At 55.1% G+C, this 19,649-nt stretch carries 12 protein-coding genes and 1 pseudogene; 7 read left to right on the top strand and 6 right to left on the bottom strand.

Going from position 1 to position 19,649, the window contains the following annotated elements; genetic code table 11:
* Positions 1 to 46: 46 nt before the first annotated feature.
* The 3 genes from Poly41_RS07810 to Poly41_RS07800 all read left to right on the top strand — a co-directional run bounded on the left by Poly41_RS07810 (position 47) and on the right by Poly41_RS07800 (position 3,512).
* Positions 47 to 1,183, top strand: coding sequence for a DnaA/Hda family protein (locus Poly41_RS07810; protein ID WP_231615502.1), 1,137 nt, complete (start codon positions 47 to 49; stop codon positions 1,181 to 1,183).
* Positions 1,184 to 1,776: 593 nt separating this feature from the next.
* Positions 1,777 to 2,895 (top strand): DNA polymerase III subunit beta, encoded by a 1,119-nt coding sequence (gene dnaN / locus Poly41_RS07805; protein WP_146525348.1) that lies wholly within the window; start codon positions 1,777 to 1,779, stop codon positions 2,893 to 2,895.
* Between the two features lie 254 nt (positions 2,896 to 3,149).
* A complete protein-coding gene (locus Poly41_RS07800) occupies positions 3,150 to 3,512 on the top strand; it encodes a DUF721 domain-containing protein (protein WP_146525347.1) in 363 nt (120 codons plus the stop codon).
* Between the two features lie 14 nt (positions 3,513 to 3,526).
* Here the strand turns inward: Poly41_RS07800 and Poly41_RS07795 are convergent.
* The 4 genes and pseudogenes from Poly41_RS07795 to Poly41_RS07780 all read right to left on the bottom strand — a co-directional run.
* A pseudogene (locus Poly41_RS07795) lies at positions 3,527 to 3,751 on the bottom strand (HIT domain-containing protein); the annotation flags it as partial.
* Positions 3,752 to 3,923: 172 nt separating this feature from the next.
* Positions 3,924 to 5,393 (bottom strand): IS110 family RNA-guided transposase, encoded by a 1,470-nt coding sequence (locus Poly41_RS07790; RefSeq protein ID WP_231615501.1) that lies wholly within the window; start codon positions 5,391 to 5,393, stop codon positions 3,924 to 3,926.
* Positions 5,394 to 5,844: 451 nt separating this feature from the next.
* Positions 5,845 to 6,171, bottom strand: coding sequence for a type II toxin-antitoxin system RelE/ParE family toxin (locus Poly41_RS07785; RefSeq protein ID WP_146525345.1), 327 nt, complete (start codon positions 6,169 to 6,171; stop codon positions 5,845 to 5,847).
* On the bottom strand, positions 6,172 to 6,414 hold the full coding sequence (locus Poly41_RS07780) for a ribbon-helix-helix domain-containing protein (RefSeq protein WP_146525344.1): 243 nt from the start codon (positions 6,412 to 6,414) through the stop codon (positions 6,172 to 6,174).
* 213 nt (positions 6,415 to 6,627) lie between these two features.
* On the opposite strand from Poly41_RS07780, the gene Poly41_RS07775 reads away from it, so the two are divergent.
* Positions 6,628 to 8,709, top strand: a complete 2,082-nt coding sequence (locus Poly41_RS07775; RefSeq protein ID WP_146525343.1) for an FAD-dependent oxidoreductase — start codon at positions 6,628 to 6,630, stop codon at positions 8,707 to 8,709.
* Between the two features lie 491 nt (positions 8,710 to 9,200).
* Here Poly41_RS07775 and Poly41_RS07770 read toward each other — a convergent pair whose 3' ends face one another.
* Entirely contained in the window at positions 9,201 to 10,832 is a 1,632-nt protein-coding gene (locus Poly41_RS07770; protein WP_146525342.1) for an arylsulfatase, read from the bottom strand.
* Between the two features lie 180 nt (positions 10,833 to 11,012).
* On the opposite strand from Poly41_RS07770, the gene Poly41_RS07765 reads away from it, so the two are divergent.
* From Poly41_RS07765 to Poly41_RS07755, 3 genes are all read left to right on the top strand, one after another.
* Positions 11,013 to 14,204, top strand: coding sequence for a DUF1549 domain-containing protein (locus tag Poly41_RS07765; protein ID WP_197231142.1), 3,192 nt, complete (start codon positions 11,013 to 11,015; stop codon positions 14,202 to 14,204).
* Positions 14,194 to 15,678 (top strand): DUF1501 domain-containing protein, encoded by a 1,485-nt coding sequence (locus tag Poly41_RS07760; protein ID WP_146525341.1) that lies wholly within the window; start codon positions 14,194 to 14,196, stop codon positions 15,676 to 15,678. The genes Poly41_RS07765 and Poly41_RS07760 overlap by 11 nt, the downstream gene beginning before the upstream one ends.
* Positions 15,679 to 15,751: 73 nt before the next feature.
* On the top strand, positions 15,752 to 17,371 hold the full coding sequence (locus Poly41_RS07755; protein WP_146525340.1) for a cation:proton antiporter: 1,620 nt from the start codon (positions 15,752 to 15,754) through the stop codon (positions 17,369 to 17,371).
* A gap of 151 nt (positions 17,372 to 17,522) precedes the next feature.
* On the opposite strand, the gene Poly41_RS07750 is transcribed toward Poly41_RS07755, so the two are convergent.
* Positions 17,523 to 19,085, bottom strand: coding sequence for a sigma-70 family RNA polymerase sigma factor (locus tag Poly41_RS07750; RefSeq protein WP_146525339.1), 1,563 nt, complete (start codon positions 19,083 to 19,085; stop codon positions 17,523 to 17,525).
* Positions 19,086 to 19,649: the final 564 nt, after the last annotated feature.

The raw sequence follows: 19,649 nt of genomic DNA, 5'->3' as shown, positions 1-19,649 counted from the left end.
TTAGAATGCGACCGATTCGATCACCCATCGTCCTCGATGATTGACTGTGACAGCTTCCACACTTACGACCGTCCCCGTCACGGGTCGCCTCGACGCCAATAGCGAAGTGGTCGCATTTCCGCTGGAGCGCCCGCTGCTCAAGGCTCGTCGCCGTAGTGCGACCGGCACCGCCAGTCCATTGGTTTTGCCCTATTTTCTTGCCGGTCCAGAGAATCGACTTGCTGCCTATGTGGCTCGTCAGGAAGCTTCCTTGTTCGAATTGGGCAATCCCGTTTTGTTCGTCGGCCCGACCGGAAGTGGAAAGACGTCATTGGCATTGCATTTGGCGGTCCGCTACGCCAATCAGCTGGGATGGACGGATGTCAACAGTGTTGTCCATTGTCCAGCGATCGATTTTGCTCGTCGCTACGCCGATGCCGTCGCCGCCGATGTGCTTGCGTCGCTACGCGAAGAAATCGAACAGGCTCCCGTGCTGATCCTTGATGATTTGCAGTTGATCACGACCAAGCATGCCGCTCAAGATGAACTCGCCCTACGCATTGACGCTCGCGTTGAAGCCCGATTGCCAACCTTGTTGACTTGCCGACGTTTGCCCACCGAGGTTCGAGGTTTGCGACCAAGTCTTGTCAGTCGCTCGATACCCGGTTTAACCGTCCCCATCCACTGCCCTGGACCCTCTACTCGCCCCATTGTGCTTCGTGAATTGGCGATGCAGCATGGTCTCGACCTTGATGCATCGATGTATGGAATGCTTGAGGAGGGCCTCGACAAAACGGCACCGGTTCGAGCTCTTGCTGCTGTGATGAAACAGATCGATTTGTGGTGCCGGATGAAAAACCGACCGCCGTGTTGTGAAGCGGTCGAGGCCGCGATCCAGTCTGTATCGTCTGGTCAGCCCATTTCGATTGCCAAAATTACGAACACCGTAGCCCGACATTTCCGTCATCGAGCCAGTGATTTGCGAAGTAGTTCCCGCAAGCAGCACTGGGTTCGTGCACGGTCGTTGGCCATGCTGCTTGCTCGTCGCTTGACCTCCCTCAGCATGAACGACATTGGCGAGTATTTTGGTGGTCGTGATCACACCACCGTCCTGCATGCGATCCGAAAAACCGATGAGTTGCTGCTCCGCGACGCCGATTTACGTCTAGCCGCTGACGAACTGACCGAAAAGCTGTCTGCTTAGCTGAACAGCGCCACGTTGCTGCGGACACGTTGCAAAGACAACCACGAAGCGCAAGCGAGTGGGTTTTGACATCTGTGATTCGCTCCCTAACGCTTCGTGCTTGTAGGAACCGGAAATTGCCGTTGTCCCGTTAGTCTCCTCGGCGCGTGTTCGTTACACCCTCCTTTGACCCTGCCGCTACTTTTTTTGCTCTTTCTAGCCGTGGATAACCTGTCCGTTCCCTGTCCGCCCTACGTCTGCTCCGTCGTTGACGCCTCCCGCACCGTTCGCTGTCGCTGTTCTTGTCTGTTCGACTTGCTAACGATTCTCCACCCTCAGTCGACCTACGTCCAACACCTTTTCCACTAACTAGCCATCTTGCTAAACCGTGAATGGCTTTCAACTTACAACGTCTTTTTCCGTCTTTTGAACAGCTCCGATGTCTGTATTACGACGACGACGATATTTAAATACTTTATATTCTCTTGACAATGCTCTCTGAATGTTAAATCACTCGACCGTTTCACCACTACACATCAGCGAGCTACGCGGTACAACATGGTCATCGAAAATCTGGAACTGTTTTTGCACCTAGTCGATCGTCCGCCTTTGTCATGAAAATCACTTGCCTTCGCGAATCGCTTACCTCCGCCTTCGCACTTGCCGCCAGCATTGCTCCGACTCGGTCGCCCAAAGAGATTTTGCAGAACGTCAAGGTCACCGCCACGGGAAGTCGGATCACATTGACCGCCACTGATTTGGACGTTGGTATTCGCTTGGAGGTCAGCGAGGGGGTGGAAGTCGAAAACGAAGGGGCCGCGTTGTTGCCGGTTCAGCGGACGATGGCGATTCTTCGCGAGAGCAACGATGAGAAGCTGACGATTGAAAGTGACGACAGCGGGATTCGCGTTACCGGTAGCCGCAGCAAGTATCGATTGCCGGGCAGCAATCCAGACGAATTCCCAAGCGTCGCGGAATTCAACGAAGACAAGTATCACGTCTTGTCGACGCGGTTGTTCCGAGAAATGGTCAAAAGGACGGTGTTCGCTACCGATGCGGAAAGCAGCCGTTACGCACTCGGCGGAGTTTTGCTCGAAATGGAAGGTAGCAGCATCATCGCGGTTGGTACCGACGGTCGGCGATTGGCAAAGATGGAGGGGACCGGGGAACCACAAGGAGGCCATCAAACGAGCGGTGCCAGTACGATCGTGCCGACGCGGGCAATTCAGTTGATGGAACGAGCGCTGAGTGACAAAGATGACACCGTTGATGTGTCGGCCCGAGCAAACGATCTGCTGCTAAGAACGCCTCGAGCGGTGATCTATTCCCGCTTGGTCGAAGGTCGCTATCCCAGTTGGCGACAAGTTTTCCCGCAACGGGAAAAGGCGGTGCAGATCGACATGACGGTGGGACCGTTGTTTGCAGCACTTCGCCAAGCAGCCATTGTGACGGATCACGAGAGTCGTGGCATCGATTTTACCTTTGGGGATGGGACGCTTAAACTCGAGGCCAGTACGGCGGAGATCGGGGAATCGCAAGTCGAATTACCGATCGCCTACGACGGGGAAACGATCACGTTGACGATGGACAATCGTTACGTGGCCGATTTCTGCAAAGTGCTCGACAGTGAATCGAGTTTTGTCATCGAAGTCGAATCGTCTTCAAGCCCAGCGCTGCTAAGCACCGATGACGGCTACAGCTACGTGATCATGCCGATGGCTCGAGACCGCTAGCCCGGATGATTCATTGGAGTGGACCGTCAGCATAAGATTTTAGGGTAGTCGATGTCGCCAGAAATCCGTAACTCAAATGTTCTTAGGGACTTCTGGTGAAGTCCACGACGTCGCTACTCGCAGTTTTAACCTTGACGGTCCAGTAGTCTGTTTTTTCTCAAACGATGCAAGCCGTTGGCCGATCGGAAGCGAACAGGATAGAATCGATCGATCAATCCACCGTAGGCACCCGTTCGAACGAAGGTAACAGCGAAATGGCTCGGCAATCGGACAAGCGCAGACAAGAGCGAGTCGCGTACCAAGGAGCGGATGAGGAAAGGCCTCGTGTACGACGTTTGGGATCGCTGGTCAATCAGTTGATATCACGACGAGGTTACGCTCAGGTCGCGGTGGTCAACGAAATCGAAGCCACCATCGTGGCATCGATTGAAGAGAGCATTCGATCGAGTGTTCGGGTGGGAAATATCCGCCGAGGGGTGTTGGACATTTACGCGACGGATTCGGTCACGTTGCAGGAACTGAATTTTCAAAAACGGTCGATCTTAAAGAAAATCGTCAAACAGCACCCGCAGTCCAAAGTGACGGATTTGAAGTTTCGCATCCAGACGGAGTCGTAACCAGGATCGGGGCATCAACCCGGTGGCCACGCCATTTGACGGCCGCCAAGGAGATGAAAGTGCAAATGAGGCACTTCTTGGCCTCCCTCGTCGCCGCAGTTGACGACGATCCGGTAGCCTTTGGAAAGCCGTTCGGCTTCGGCTACCTTGGTGGCGACCAAAACGCAGCGACCGACAAGTTGTTCGTCCTCATCCGTCAAATCGTCTAAAGAGACAATTTCGCGTTTGGGGATCTCCAGGAACACCTCTCACCGACCCCGCATCGGAAGGGTGAGTGATTGCTTTTCGCGATGGATATTTCCGCTTGTTGTTTCATTTTGAAAACACTGGTGCATCGAGTTGCAGTGATTTACCGTTGTCGGCGCACAAGACTAGCCCGATTTGGTGCTTTGACTCCATTTTTACATTACGTTAGGCAGCGTCGGAGGCCATCAGATCGTAGCCCAGGTCACATGCTCGGCGGCGAAGTGTCGCGACCAGTTTTTCTTTGAAGCGACCGTTGTAGGCATCGGCTCCAATATCCATATACGCTCGGCCTGTCTTGATCATCGTGTACACAATGATTGCCAGTTTCCGAGCGATCGCCGTAATCGCACTTGCGGCACCGTCTCGCCCTCGTAGACGCCGACCGAATGCACCCAAGGCACACTTCGATTGAATCAATGTTTGTGCACACACTCGTAGCGTCTGGGCTACACGATTGCTACTTCGATGTGTTGGGCTCTTGCCCTTCTTCTGCTTCTTCCCACCTGACTTGTTGGCCTCCGGGCACAAGCTCAACCAACTGACGAAGTGTTTTTCAGTCGGAAACGCATCCACGTTGATACCGATCTCCGAGACGATCTGCAGCACCGAGTGGGGCCCCATTCCGTCAATCGTCGTGAGGTCCACACCGAGCATCTCATAGAGTAAACGACGGGTGTCGAACTTCGGTTCGTTGGCGGTCTTGCTTCGCTGTTTTGCTCTCGGTGGTTTGGCCAGTGGTTCGCCGCCCGACCTGTCCTCAAACTGCGACATGTAAACCTCAATCTGATCATCTACTTCAACGATTTTCTTGTGATAGTAACGGTACAAGTCCAAGGCTTGCCGCAGCGAGAACAGATGCTCTTCTCGCCAGTTGCCATGCAACGCAAGGGCAATCGTCGCTTCATCGTTCTTGCACTTTTCATTGCGCAATTTGGCAAGCTTTTCGGGATCACGCTGGCCAGCCAAAATCGCATCGATGATCGACATGCCTGTCACGCCGAGAATGTCGCTGACTACTTCGCTGAGTTTCAGGTTCATTTGTTCCATCGCCTTTTGCATGTGCTGAATATGTTGCGCGGCGCTCTTGACGAGCATCTCTCGCTGCCGCATATAGCTGCGCAAAACGATGATTTGATCTGCAGGTCGAAACGATCCGGTGAGTAATCCGAACGTATGCAACGTCTGAATCCATTGGCAGTCGAGAACATCGGTCTTGCGTCGATACTTTTTGATTTGGCTCGGTTCGACAAGGATGACCTGAAAGCCTCGGGAGTCGAGCAATTCAAACAGCGGAATCCAGTAAACACCGGTAGACTCCATGGCGACGGTTTCAATGCCGCACTGAGCGAGCCAATCGGCAATGGCTTCCAAGTCAGCCGTGAAGGCACCGAAGCTGCGGACGGGGTTTTCGGAGTCACGATCTTTGGGCACCGCAACGAAGTGGACATTCGATGCGATATCGATACCAGCCGCATTGAGATTGACCTGTTTAAGCGATTCGATCGGCGGCGGCGCGTTGTCGACGGGCAATCCGCCGCGCCGAGGCCTTTTGCCAACGGATGGTCTTTGCCGAACGGCGAGCGACTTTTTGTTTCCACTAACGCCAAGCTTGTTTTTGCTTTTCTTACGCGACATAATGAACACTCCTCAGTTCGCTCGCGTTGCAGTCATCCCCTGTGGAGGGCGGCAACAGGCAAGCCGGGGCGAAAAGCACGGATCGGGCGTACTCGACATATTGCTGTTTAGGTTCTCCAACGAGGTCGCATGAGCTTGCGAGGCAAACTCATCAGCCATCAATGCCAACGTCAAGAGTCGAGCAGGGCCAAGATAACCAGCGGGCTCAAAGCACCAATCCGCAGACGGCCTCCGCGACCCGACCCGTGTCTTTTGATTTTGACGCAATGCAACGTCGGCTGCAACAGAAAACTAAGCACCTGTTCCTCCACAGCCACCCCGAAGCGCAGCGTAGTAAGTCTGATAACCATGCGATGGTGACGGAGCGGCGGTGGTCGCCGCTTTCGTCTGCTTGCAAGTCAATCGCCGCCGCCCGCACATCGCTACCGTTCGCCGAATGAAGTTTCAGGCTTCACTTGTAGTGCAACGCGATTTGGTCGATCTCCTGTCCACCCCAGATGACGCGTGCAATGTCGATCGTTTCGGGCGTCACAAAGTAGAGAACGACGTAGTTGCCGAAGCCGTTTACCAGCTTCGCACGAAGCCCATAAGCCTCTGGACGCGTTGTTGGCACGGCACCACCAGCCTCCGGGAACTGACACAGCATTTCGACGGTCGTTTCAATCGCATCAAGAAAACGCAGTGCGGCATCGAGGTTTGACTCGGCAATGCGGCTTGAGTGCCCCGCGATGTCGTCGATGGCAAGCCGCCTGCGATGCGGCGTTCTACGCTCGGGCATTCAACTTCCGTACTTTGACTTCAGGTCTGCCCGTATGCCTTCGATTTCCGTCCTGTCCCATGGTTCACTCGGACCGCTTTGCAAACCTTCGATTGCCAAGGCCTCTACTTCACTCTGACGTTCCGACAGTCGCAAGACGTACTGCGACACGTATTCGTTAACGTCCGCATAGCCACTGTTTCTAGCTCGCTCGGCGATTGCTGACATGATTTGGTCTGGCACATTCACGCTGATCGTTGACATTTTCGGCTCCAAAATTGTTGCTTAGCCATATTCTACACTCTCGGCGGAATTGTTTCAGCCACAGGGCAATTATTGCTATAATCCACGGCGAACCATGCGATGATGACGGAGCGGCGGTGGTCGTCGTTCTCACAGTGGTTGAGTCTCTCGCCGCCGCCCGCATATCGTCGGCCGTTCGCCAAGAATCTTCACTGCACGCACAACGGAAGTAACATGCAATTGCTTTTGGCACCCTTGATCCGACACGTTGTAATTACATCGGTTTTGCTGGCGACCATCGGGCAGAATGGGATGGCCGATGAGAGGGCCGACGTTATCGTCTACGGCTCGACGCCGGGCGGCTTTTGTGCCGCGATTGCCGCCGCGCGCGAGGGAGCTTCGGTCATTCTGCTGGAACCGACAGATCATGTCGGCGGGTTGAACACGGGCGGGCTGAGTCACTGTGACTCGAACCAAATGGTCCGCAGCACGCTGATGGGACTGTTCGACGAGTGGCACACGCGTGTGGTCAAGGACTACACCGATCGCGGCCTCAAGGCTCCGTACAACCCAGCGAAGAAAGACCAGTCACGGTGGACCTTTGAGCCGCATGTCGCGATGCGGGTGACGATGCAGATGCTCGACGAGGCCGGTGTCACGGTGCTGACCGAGCGCTATTTGAAGTCGGTCACGAAAGACGGCCCGCGGATCACGTCGCTGATCACGAAGGACGGCACGTTCACTGCCAGGGTCTTTGTCGACGGCACGTACGAAGGCGACCTGATGGCGGCCGCGGGAGTCGATTGGACGATCGGGCGCGAGGGGCGCGAGGAATACAGTGAGTCGCTGGCCGGCAAGCAGTACCCGAAACAGAAGATGAACATCAGCGGCTTCGACGATGAAGGCAAGCTGCTGCCGCTGGTCACAACCGGTGATGGTGGTGCTGAGGAAGCGGGTGACAAGAACGTCATGACCTACAGTTTCCGGCTTTGTCTAACCGCCGACTCAAAAAATTGCGTACCGATGCCCAAGCCGGCAAACTACGCCCCGGCCCGTTTCGAGATCGTCCGCCGCGCGCTCAGGGCGGGCGAGCAACGTGTTGGCTTCGACCTCTACCCGCTACCCGGCAACAAGCTCGACGGCAACAATTCCATCGGCGGACAGTTCTCAATCGGCTTGATCGGCGGCGGGAACAACTGGCACTCGGCGGACGAATCGGGGCGAAAGAAGATCTGGGAAGCACACAAGCAGTACACTCTTGAGTTCTTCCACTTCCTGACGACCGACCCGGCGGTGCCCGCCGCGATCCGCAACCGTTTCGCGAAGCTCGGCCTGTGCAACGACGAGTTCGCCAGCTACGACCATTTCTCACCGGCGCTCTACGTCCGCGAATCACGGCGTATGAAGGGCCTGTATGTCATCCGCCAGAAGGACATTCTTGAGTCGCCGAAAAAAGACGACCCGATCGCGATTTCGTCTTTCCCGATCGACTCGCACGACTGCCAGCGCATCGCGCTCAACGGCGGCGGTGTGATCAACGAGGGAACGATTTTTCCCGTGAGGAGAATTCCGGGACAGGGATATGCTTACCACGTGCCTTACCGCTCGATCCTGCCGAAACCTGGGCAGTGCGACAACCTGCTCGTGCCAGTCGCACTATCAAGCACGCACGTGGGCATCTCGTCGTTGCGGATCGAAGGCGCGTGGATGGTTATCGGGCAAGGGGCCGGAATTGCCGCGGCGCTGGCTGCCGATCAGGACGTGGCCGTACAGGAATTGAAGTACGAAACACTTCGTGAGCGACTGCTGGCTCAAAAGCAGGTTCTCGAATTGCCGAAAGTTTCCGACCTGCCATCGGCGAACGGATCCATCGCCGCCCGGACGCTACCGGGAATCGTGCTAGACGATTTAGATGCAAAGCTGACCGGCAACTGGTCTCGATCAACGAATTTCAAACCTCACATTGAAGGCGGATACATTTTTTGCGGCGAGAGGGATTCCAAAGAAAAAGGCGACGGAAAATCGTCCGCGACCTTTCGTTTCAATGTGCCAACGTCCGGTGAATACCAATTATTGATGGCCTATTCGGCACACGAGGCACGCGCCAAGAACGTTCCCGTGATTATTACCAGTGGCCACAACAAGAAAGAATTCATCGTAGATCAAACACAGCCGCTGCCCAGGGGGCAACATTTCAGAAGCGTGGGCAATGTACAACTGGAGAGCGGAGTCGAAACAATCATCACGATCAATAACAGGCAAACCATAGGTTTTGTGATCGTTGATGCGCTGCACTTGCTTCCGAAAGACCAATAGACGAACAAACGCATGCACCGGAGCACGCGATCGGTGCGAAATCTAAATCAGCGTCACACGCGCGTGCCCGGTGATCCTGGACGTTGAACTTAATCGAAGTGCTCCGGTGCAGTGCGTGGTGACTGCGAACACGTGGACAATGGGGTGACGCTGAATGGGGCGGCTCCGGTGCAGGCGGTGGTCCCGTCAACGCTGGCACGCTTCCTGCACTTGGGCCATCAGAGCTCGGATAGAAGAATGGGGAACCGGATCGTTTAAACGCAAACTCAATCAACAACCACCCCAACACAACAGTCACTTGACAGCAGCAAACATTTCATAGAAGTGGACGAGGCTACGATAGGTGGGAAAAGCGAATATCCGCAAGCAATAAATCGCACGTCCGTCGGCTCACAAACAGGACGGAATACGAACGGTTTAGCTGGGATGTAGGTATTTGGGCTGCTGTCAAATCGGTTGCGGTTGACTTGTTCCGACCTCCACGTTTGACCTCATTGGTCCGCCTCGGCAAGTTCAATCGACGCGTCAAGTTGCGCAGTCCACAATGCTTCGAGCCGTGTGACCTCATCTGGCATCTGGTCCGCTAAGTTGTTTGCCTCGGCGCGATCGGTTCTTAGGTCGTACAGTTCCCAGGGATCGCCGTTCGCAGCGACCAATTTCCAATCGCCGTCGCGAACCGCTCGGTGGCCGTCGTGCAGCCACCACAAGTATTCCCGATTGATGGTGCGGTCCTCGGCAAACGCTGGCAGCAGGCTTTTCCCTGGCGCCTCGGGGATCGATTGTCCGTCCCAGCTTGCTGGCTTCTCGATTCCAACTGCTTCGAGAATCGTCGGAACGATATCGATGACGTGGGCTGGCGTGTGACGCAGCTGACCCGCGGCCTTGATTCCGGCTGGCCAATGGACAATCAACGGAGTGCTGATGCCACCTTCATGCACCCACGTCTTGTGGCGACGAAACGGCGTGTTGCATGCACTGGAAAAACCAGGGCCAAGGCACAGATACGTTGCCGCGCTGCCGGGTTCGGCACGGGGATCATGGCCTCCATGGCGAACCATGATCTCCGCACTCGCTCCATTATCCGATGCATAGAAGATCAGGGTGTTTTCCAAAGCGTTCATCGATCGCAGCTGCTCAACCACGCGGCCGATCTCTTGATCCATCCGATCCACCATGGCGGCATGAATTGCCATCTTGGTCGCTTGAAAACGCTGCTGGGGTTTCGTCAAGCTCTCCCACGGCAGCGGCCGATTGACTTCGCCCGGCCCCAATTGTTTCATCGCTTCCGGGAACGGATAGGGCGGTCCCAGATCAGGCTCAAGTGCCGACAACGTTGTGTTGAGCAGACTCAATTCTCGTTGCTTGGCAAACCTTTGTTCTCGCATCCTATCCCAGCCGTCAAGATACTTATCTCGGTAGCGAGCGATGTCGTCGGGCATCGCATGCAGTGGGAAGTGTGGCGAGATGAACGCAATGTAATGAAAGAAGGGAGCATCTGTGTGGTTTTGCGAGTGTTCTTTCAAGCACTCGATTGCGTGGTCTGCCGTCGCGGTGGTCGTGTAGAAACTCACTTCGTCCTCGGGGACCTTCACCTTGACGCCATCGACAAGGTTTCCTTGGTTGGAAAAGAAGTTGCCTTGATTCTCAACTCGGAACGAACGGTCGAAGCCCGCATCGAGGACCTTACCGTCGATGTGCCATTTGCCACTGTGATAGTTGCGATAGCCATGCGGGCGCAGGAAATCGGGCAGCAGCCTGGCCCAGGGTTGACGCTTGCCACGGTTTCCGCCACCCAGATCTGGCAGCTTGTCGCGGCGAACTTGCTGGGCGTAATAGCCGGTCATCAGTGCCGCTCGCGTCGGCCAACATCGTGCCGTGTTGTAGAACTGAGTAAAACGCAACCCGCCAGCGGCCAAGGCATCCAGATGCGGTGTCGCGATCTCGCCACCGTAACATCCAACGTCACTAAACCCAGCATCATCTGCAAGGATGAAGACGATGTTCGGTCGACTCGGTGAATCATTGGCAGCAGAGGCTATGGTTGTGCCACCATGAATCACCGCGACTTGAACCGACAAGAACGTCAACCGCAGTACCAAACGATGCCAAGGGATGGTTTTCATGATCAGGAGGGGCCGTTCGTGGGAGGGGAGAGAAAGAAGCCATAGGCTGGGACTCGCTTCAGCGAACACGATTGTAGCTAGTCTGGAAGGAACGTGCGCGATCAGATGAAATCTGATTCGGCATCCGCTACATTGAGAAGCTGACCTTCTCGTTCATTCTGCTCGCTCGCAAACGCTGCTATGATGAAAGTCGTCGTTTACTCGCTGCTGATCGTTTTCCTCTGGCCGGCCGTGTCCCATGCCGATGCGCGAGTCAACGACGACGCGATCCGTTTTTTTGAATCGGAAGTGCGCCCTCTGCTCGCGGATCAGTGTTGGGATTGCCACGGCGAAAAGGACCAAAAAGGAGACCTGCGACTGGACTCGATGTCAGCGATCTTACGTGGAGGCGAAACAGGGCCGGCGCTGGTTGTAGGCAAGCCGGGCGAGAGTCTACTGGTCGAAGCGATCCGCTATGAGTCGTTTGAAATGCCGCCCTCTGGTCCACTGCCGGCGGAACAAGCTGCGATCCTGACGAAGTGGATCTCGATCGGAGCGCCCTGGCCCGATAGTGATCGAACCGTGCAGCCTCGTGAATCGTCCGAGTTGTTTTCGCTTGAAGATCGAGCGTGGTGGGCCTTTCAGGCAGTGCAGGCCCCCGACGTGCCAAACTTCGGAGATTCCGATTGGCCGAGAAACGAGATCGACGGTTTTATTCTCGCCCAGATGCGTTCGGCAGGCCTGAGTCCATCGCCCCAAGCCGACCCAACAACGTTGGTCCGACGCTTGTACTTCGATGTGATCGGCTTGCCTCCTACCCCGGATCAGGTCAGAGCCTTTGTGCGTGACACATCGCCGACCGCGTACGAAGACCTCGTTGATACACTTCTCGATGCACCAGAGCATGGCCAACATGCCGCTCGGAAATGGCTTGATCTGGTTCGCTATGCTGATTCGGATGGCTATCGCGCTGATGGTTACCGGCCGAACGCGTGGCGGTACCGCGACTACGTGATTGCATCCTTCAACGCGGACAAACCCTACGATCGGTTCATCCAGGAACAGATAGCGGGTGACGAGTTGTTTCCGGAGGATCTCGATGCGCAAGTTGCGTTGGGCTATTTGCGTCACTGGGTCTACGAATGGAATATCCGAGACGCATCAGGCCAATGGAACACGATTCTTGATGACATCACCGATACGACGGCGGACGTCTTCATGGGGCTTGGGTTGCAATGCGCTAAGTGCCACAACCACAAGTTTGATCCGCTCCTGCAAAAAGACTATTTCCGGCTCCGAGCCTTCTTTGCTCCGATTCAGCCCAAAGACATCACGTTGGCAACTCGCGATGAAATCAAGAAACACCATGGATTGAAAAAGGCGTGGGAATCCAAGGTCACACCGATCTTAGCGGAAGTCGAAGAATTGGAAGCACCGTATCGGGCGACACTGAGAGACCGAGCGATCAATCGGTTCCCAGAGGACATGCAGCTGATCGCCAGAATGCCCGCCGCAGAGCGGACGCCCTTACAGCAGCAGTTGGCTGATTTGGTCATGCTGCAGGTGGAGGCCGAGTACAAGACACTCGAAAGTGAGATGGAAGCAGACGATAAGGAGCGGCGATTGCAACTGCAACGCGATCTGGAAAAAGCAGATGCGGAAAAGCCAGCGGATCTACCGGTTGCCATGAGCGTGCGTGACGTCGGTCCGGTCGCCCCACCTACGACCCTTCCGAAACGACCTGGTGCCCCTCTGGAACCGGGATTCCCAAGTGTACTGGATCAAAAACCAATGGTGATTCGACCGCTTGGCCAATCGACCGGTCGACGTGCGGCACTGGCTCGGTGGCTGACCGATCCGGCGAACCCACTGACGTCGCGAGTGATGGTCAACCGAATCTGGCAAACTCATTTTGGTCGTGGGCTCGCCGCAAACACCAGCGACTTGGGCCGTTTGGGAGAGGCACCTTCTCATCCCAAATTGCTGGATTGGATCGCCAACCAATTCATCGCTTCGAAGTGGAGTCTCAAGACGCTGCACCGAATGATCTTGACGTCCGCAACGTACCGCCAATCGACTCAGCATCCGCAGCAGCGTGCCTATCAATTGATCGATCCTTCGAATCAATACTATTGGCGATCGGACACACGACGATTATCCGCAGAACAGATTCGCGACGCGATGCTGGTCGTTTCAGACCAATACAGCGATCAAGCCGGCGGTCCGGGCGTGTTGTCGGATCTTCCCAAACGGAGCATTTTTACTCGTGTGATGCGAAACTCGTCCGATGAACTGCTCGGCAGCTTTGACTTGCCACTTTTCTTTTCGAGCACTCCTTCACGAAATACCACCACCACGCCGGTCCAATCGCTACTGATGATCAATAGCGATCTCGTGTTGGGGCACGCTCGGAGATTAGCCGCGGCGGTTTCAATCGATTCGGACGAGTTGTGCAATCGCATTTCACGGGCTTGGTGGCGAGTTTACGGGCGGGCGCCAACGGAGGCGGAAGCGGAACAGGCCCTTCGGTTTGTCCGCTCCCAGACAACGCAGTTGAAAAAGATTCAAGCGGACGCTTCGCCAACGGTGATCGAAACGGCAAAGCTACCTTATCGGGAAGGACAGGCCGTGCAGTTCAAAGTCGATCAACTCGATTTGCAATTGGCGGCTGTGGAAACCGAAAGGATGGATCTGACGGATTTTACCATTGAAATGTTTTTTCAGCTTCGATCGATCGATGACCATGCTGCGGTCCGCACGCTTGCCGCAAAATGGAACGGCAGCTCAAGAAGTCCCGGCTGGGGTTTTGGAGTGACCGGGCACGGATCCAGGCGAAAGCCTCAGACGCTCGTGCTACAAATTGTTGGTGATCGAGGCGATGGAAAGATTTCGGAGCAAGCAATTTTTTCAGATCATCACGTCGAAATGAACAAGCCGTATTACGCTGCGGCGTGTGTGCGATTGGCGAAATCAGGGGAACCGGGTGTTGTGACCTTCCATTTGAAAGATCTGTCCAATGATGATCAACCCCTGCTTACTTTGGAAACGCCACACGATGCCAGGGGTGGGTTTGCTAATCAACAATCCTTTACGATCGGAGGCGTCGACGGCGGAAACCGGAGGGCCTTTGATGGTTTGATTGATGATGTGCGTTTGCTTCCTTCCGCTTTGACGGTGGATCAATTGCTGTACACGGCAGAACGCGACGTCCAGGGAATGATCGGGTATTGGCAGTTTGAAACCGACCCAGGTGTGCTGCGAAACCGTCTCGAGTCTGGACCTGATCTTGAAGCCAAAGGCAACGCGATCATTCAGTTGGATCCTTCCGAAACCGCCCTGGTCGACTTCTGTCATGCACTCTTGAATTCGAATGAGTTTTTGTATGTCCACTAAACCAAGCCGATTGGGTGTGCCCCTCTCCTCGCTTCCGCATACAACGACGCCTCGCACGCGACGTGAATTCTTATCGCACAGCGGTGCCGGATTTGGTGCGGTCGCTTTGGCCGGTTTGATGTCCGATGCTCGCGGCGAAGCCCACTCCGTTCGACCGATCCATGGTTCCGTCCAGGTCCCGAACCCATTGGCAGCAAAAGATCCCCACTTTGCGGCGACGGCCAAACGCGTCATTTTTTTATTCATGGAGGGCGGTCCCAGTCATCTCGACTTGTTTGACCGCAAACCGTTGCTGCAAGCGTTGGCGGGCCAGACGATCCCGGACAGTTTCGGAGCCGTGGTCACCGCCTTTGGCGAAACCAAGTCGCCGCTCTTGGCATCGAAACGGAAGTGGAAACAGCACGGTGAATCGGGGATTTGGGTCTCGGATTGGTTGCCGCAAACGGCGGAGTGTATCGACGATATCGCCGTCATCCGATCTTGTTGGGCCAATGGCATCAATCATTCGGCCGGGGTTTGCCAAATGAACACCTGCTCGATCCTTAGCGGACGTCCCTCGTTGGGTAGTTGGGTGAGTTACGGGCTTGGAAGCGAAAACGAGAACTTACCCGCCTTTGTGGTGATGCAAGACAATGCATCGCAAGTGGTCAATGGGCCTCGCAATTGGGGCGCGGGATTCATGCCAGCGGTCTATCAAGGCACGCGATTGCGAGAAGGCAACCAACCGATTCCTTACTTGAATCCTCCCGAGGGGACCGAGCAGAGCCAACAGCTTGCCAAGCTTGGTTTCCTCAATCGGCTCAATCGCAACTTCGCAAACCAACATCCTGAGCAAACCGAATTGGAGGCACGGATTGCCAGCTACGAGTTGGCTTTTCGTATGCAGTCCGAAGCACCCGATTTGATTGATCTGTCGAGGGAGTCAGCGGCTACAAAGAAACTGTATGGCATTGGAACGCGCGAGACCGATTCGTTTGGGCGTTTATGTTTATTGGCTCGCCGAATGGCCGAACAAGACGTACGATTCATTCAGCTCTATCATGGGGCCGGCAGCAAATGGGATTCGCATGCCGATATCGAACGCAACCACAGCAACCTATGTCGGGCGATGGATTTGCCGGTCTCCGCGCTATTGAAGGATCTCAAGCAGCGTGGAATGTTGGACGAGACTTTGGTCGTATGGGGCGGCGAATTTGGGCGGACGCCCATGTCCGAACGAGGGAACGGTCGCGATCACAACCCCAGCGGGTTTACGATGTGGATGGCAGGAGGAGGCGTTCAAGGAGGCCAAACGATCGGAGAAACCGATGATTTGGGGCTGCATGCCGTCTCGGATCGGCTTCATGTACACGATCTGCACGCAACGATCTTGCACTTGCTTGGGCTCGGTAATATGGAGTTGACTTACATCCACAAGGGCCGTCCTGAACGCCCAACGGTCAACGAAGGCTCTTTTTTCGAGGGCTTGGTGTGACGTAAACGAGGTGGCGGAACTGTCCGTGGAGTGGTGAGCCGGATACAAAGACCTTGCCCCTTGGCACAACGAAATGACTCAATCCCTGATCCAAGACTTACTGATCATCTTGACCGCTGGTCTGCTGGCGGGATTGGTTTGTCGTTGGCTGCGAACGTCCGTCTTGATTGGTTACTTGGTCGTCGGTGCGGTTGTGGGTCGCGGCGCATTCGGATGGGTCCTGGACGAGCAGCATCAATTGGAACACTTTGCGGAAGCCGGGGTGTTTCTGCTGCTGTTTTCGATCGGGTTGGAGTTCTCGCTTGATGATCTGAAACGACTCGGTCGAAATCTGTTGATCGGTGGCGTTGTCCAGATGTGCTTGGTGGCAGGACCGGTGGTTTTGGTGCTGCGGTGGATGCTGATGAGTTGGCAATCCTCGCTCTTGATTGGATCGGCAGTCGCTTTTAGTTCCACGGTCCTCGTCTTTAAGGCGCTTTCGGAATGGGGGCAATCTCAGACTCCGCATGGTCGGCGCGCAATCGGGATTCTGCTCTTTCAAGATGCGGCGCTGGTGCCACTGTTGCTGTTGGTCCCTTTGCTGACGGGCGAAGCCGGACAGACGATTGGTGTCAGGGAATATTTGATTCTCACTTTGACCTCATTGTTTTTCGTCTTCGGCGTCTTCGTCCTGCGAATGTTATTGTCGAAGTGGTTGATTCCCCTCTTTTCGGGTTATCGAAGCCCCGAATTGGTGATCCTGTTCACGATTGTGTCACTTGGCGGCGTAACGTTGGCGGCCTATCGGGTTGGCTTGCCGCCGGCGGTCGGTGCCTTTGCCGCAGGCCTTATTTTCAACGGCAACCGGTGGACGAAACAAATCGATGCACTCGTGCTGCCCTTTCGAGAGACTTTTGCTGCTGTCTTCTTTGTCGGGCTTGGACTCATTTTTCGTCCGCATTTGTTTTGGGAGCAACCACTGCAGATGGGGGCCTTTTTCGTGGGGATCCTCTTGGTCAAAGCCGTGGCCGGTGCAATTGCCTTAAGGTTGACGGGGTTGTCGTGGCGGCGATCAGTGGGGATGGGAATGGGTTTAGCACATGTGGGCGAATTTGCCTTTGTGCTGGTTTTGCTTGGAGTGGAATCGGGGGTTCTCAATGAGACCGACTATCAACGTGTTGTCACGATCGCGATCGGATCGCTGGTGTTGACTCCACCGTTGATGAAATGGGGATTGAGGTGGGGACAAGGCGAACCCTATGGCGAAGAGACGATCACCGTCGCCTCGGCAGCGAGCGAACAAAGTGATCGTGCGACCGTGATTGGAGCGGGGCCGATCGGCAGGCGTGTGGCATCTCAGTTAGAGACGATGGGAAAAGACGTTTGCTTGATCGACTTGAGTCCCCTCAATTTGCATCGGTTCGCTCAAGAGGGATTTCGCACGGTCGCTGGGGATGCGACGGATCTCGAAATTTTGCGACTCGCCGGCGTCGGTGATTCTGTTTTGGTGGTGGTTTGTGTTGCCAAAGACGAAGCCGCGATCCGCGTGGTGCGAGCGATTCGAAAACTGAATCGACACTGTACAACGATCGTCCGTTGCCGCTACCAATCGACGTCTGAAAAAATGCGCCGGGCCGGGGCCAATCACATCATTAGTGAAGAAACCGAAGCCGCGATGGCACTGCTCCGGGCGCTTGGCAGCGTTCGACATTGAAGCAGCGCAAGCCCGGACTATTCGTTGGAGTGGTAGGCTTTAGCCGATTGCGTGCTGGGTCCTTGCTGGATCGGGCTAGATCCAACGAAAATGGCGACACACTCTGTCAAGCATGTCGCCATCGGGTCAATCACGTGTTTGAGAGGACAAACTAATCGAGGAAGCCGACGAGGTCTTGGCTGCGGCTGGGCTGTTGCAGTTTTCGAACCGCCTTGGCTTCAATTTGCCGAATCCGCTCTCGAGTCACCTTAAAGATGTGGCCAACTTCTTCGAGCGTGTAGCTGTATCCATCGCCAAGTCCATACCGCAATTTGATGATTTCACGTTCGCGGTAAGAGAGTGACTTCAGCACATTGGTGATTCGGTCGCGAAGCATTTCCTGAGTCGCACCAATTTGGGGGCTCTCGGCTGCTCCATCTGGCAGCAAATCGCCAAACTGACTGTCTTCGCTGTTGCCAACGGGACGATCGAGCGAGATTGGGAAACGACTCATCGTCAACACGCGGCGTGCTTCTTCGACGGTTACGTCGGCGCGGCGAGCGGTTTCTTCAATCGTCGGCTCGCGACCGAGTTCTTGCAACAATTGACGAGCCACGTTGCGAACACGGCTCATCGTTTCGACCATGTGAACGGGAATTCGAATGGTCCGGCTCTGATCGGCAACGGCACGCGTGATCGCTTGGCGAATCCACCATGTTGCATAGGTGCAGAATTTAAAGCCACGGCGGTACTCAAACTTGTCAACCGCTCGCATCAAGCCGGCGTTGCCTTCTTGAATCAGATCCAAGAAGGACAACCCGCGGTTGCGATACTTTTTGGCGATGGAAACGACCAAACGCAGGTTGCCTTCACTCAGTTCACGTTTCGCTTGTTGGTACTCGGCATAAACTTTGTTGAGCATCACGACGCGATTGCGAAGCGACGTTGGCGTTTCTTGGCATGCGGTCAGGATTTGGCGGCGTTCGTGAAGCAACCGTTCGCGGACTTCACGACCATGCTTGGTTCGTTTTTGATCGGAGACAAGCAGGTCGATTTCGTTTAAGCGAAGCGAAAATTTTTCGAGCAAGTCAATGCGTGTTTCGATTCGCTGGGTTCGCAAGCCGAGTTCTTCGATCAACCGCACCGCTCGGCGCCGCCGTCGGGCGAGCGCTCGCCACGCTTCGGCACGCCGTCGTTGAGACGCGCTTTTGCTCAACGCGACCTTCCAATCGTGGCGGTTGCGGCGCAGCAAGGTTTGAAGTGTCCGCAGGTTGTGTGGCAAACGACCGACAATCTGTTCTTTCTCGAGGCAATCGGTCACCGAAACCTGAACGGTTCGGTCGAACGGCAATTGGCCTCGGTAAACCTTCTTGAGCGTCTTGTAAGCTTCGACGAGGACGTAGTGGTTTTCCAACAGCTTGGTGCGGAATCGGCGCCGCGTTTCTTCGATGCGTTTGGCCAATTCAATCTCCTGCTTCCGTGTCAGCAGGGGGATTTCGCCCATCTGGGTCAAGTACATTCGGACCGGATCGTCGGACCATGTTTCGGCTTCATCACCAGCGAGCAACTCATCGGGGCTATCAAGTTGGACCTCGCCATCGGCAGCCGAAGCCATTGCGACGGCGGCATCGTTGTCGTCGTTGTCTTCAACGGGCAGTTTGCGAAAACCGCCTGTCACGGCCTCCGTGCTTTGGACGGCAACGTCATCAAATTCGTCCAATAATGTATCGAACAACGTGGAACTCCTGGCGGACTGGTTTGGGTCTTAAATAAATAATGCAGCGAAAGTGAAAACGTCAAACAAAAATCAAACGGTGTAATGATCGTGTTGGCTCACTAACTCTACACCATGGCGAAACTCATTCTCGGTAGTGCAGTCTAATTGGAAAGAGTTTCTACATGGGCGGATTATTTGTGTTGGTGGTAGATTACGCCCTACAAGGCAGCCATACCGGTCGCACCGATGATTTGATTGCGAGAAAGCACCAACTGTGAACCAACACACTGGTGATGCCGTAATCAAGAGTTTCCCCCGGTCCGAACGATGCGGAAGCCTTGGTAGAATGTTCACCTACGGGCTCTGACTTGCCATCGTGGCAGCATTCGGCAAAATGACCACTCTTGGTTGTGAGGCCCGAATCCTTCGGTTCACGAATCGCGAACGAAACAGTTCGCTGTTGGTGCCGCGGGTCATCAGGCGAGATGTCCGGCTCAGGGGGTCGAAACGATGAAAAAAGCCTCGAAACTTCAAACGAATTCTCGAAGCAGATTCCCCGATTTCCTACCCGACTGGCGGGAG

Origin of the sequence: Novipirellula artificiosorum, assembly GCF_007860135.1 — a bacterium.
GTDB classification, from domain to species: domain Bacteria; phylum Planctomycetota; class Planctomycetia; order Pirellulales; family Pirellulaceae; genus Novipirellula_A; species Novipirellula_A artificiosorum.
The sequence above is the reverse complement of the archived record's forward strand: the minus strand, read 5'-3'. Positions and strand labels throughout refer to the sequence as shown.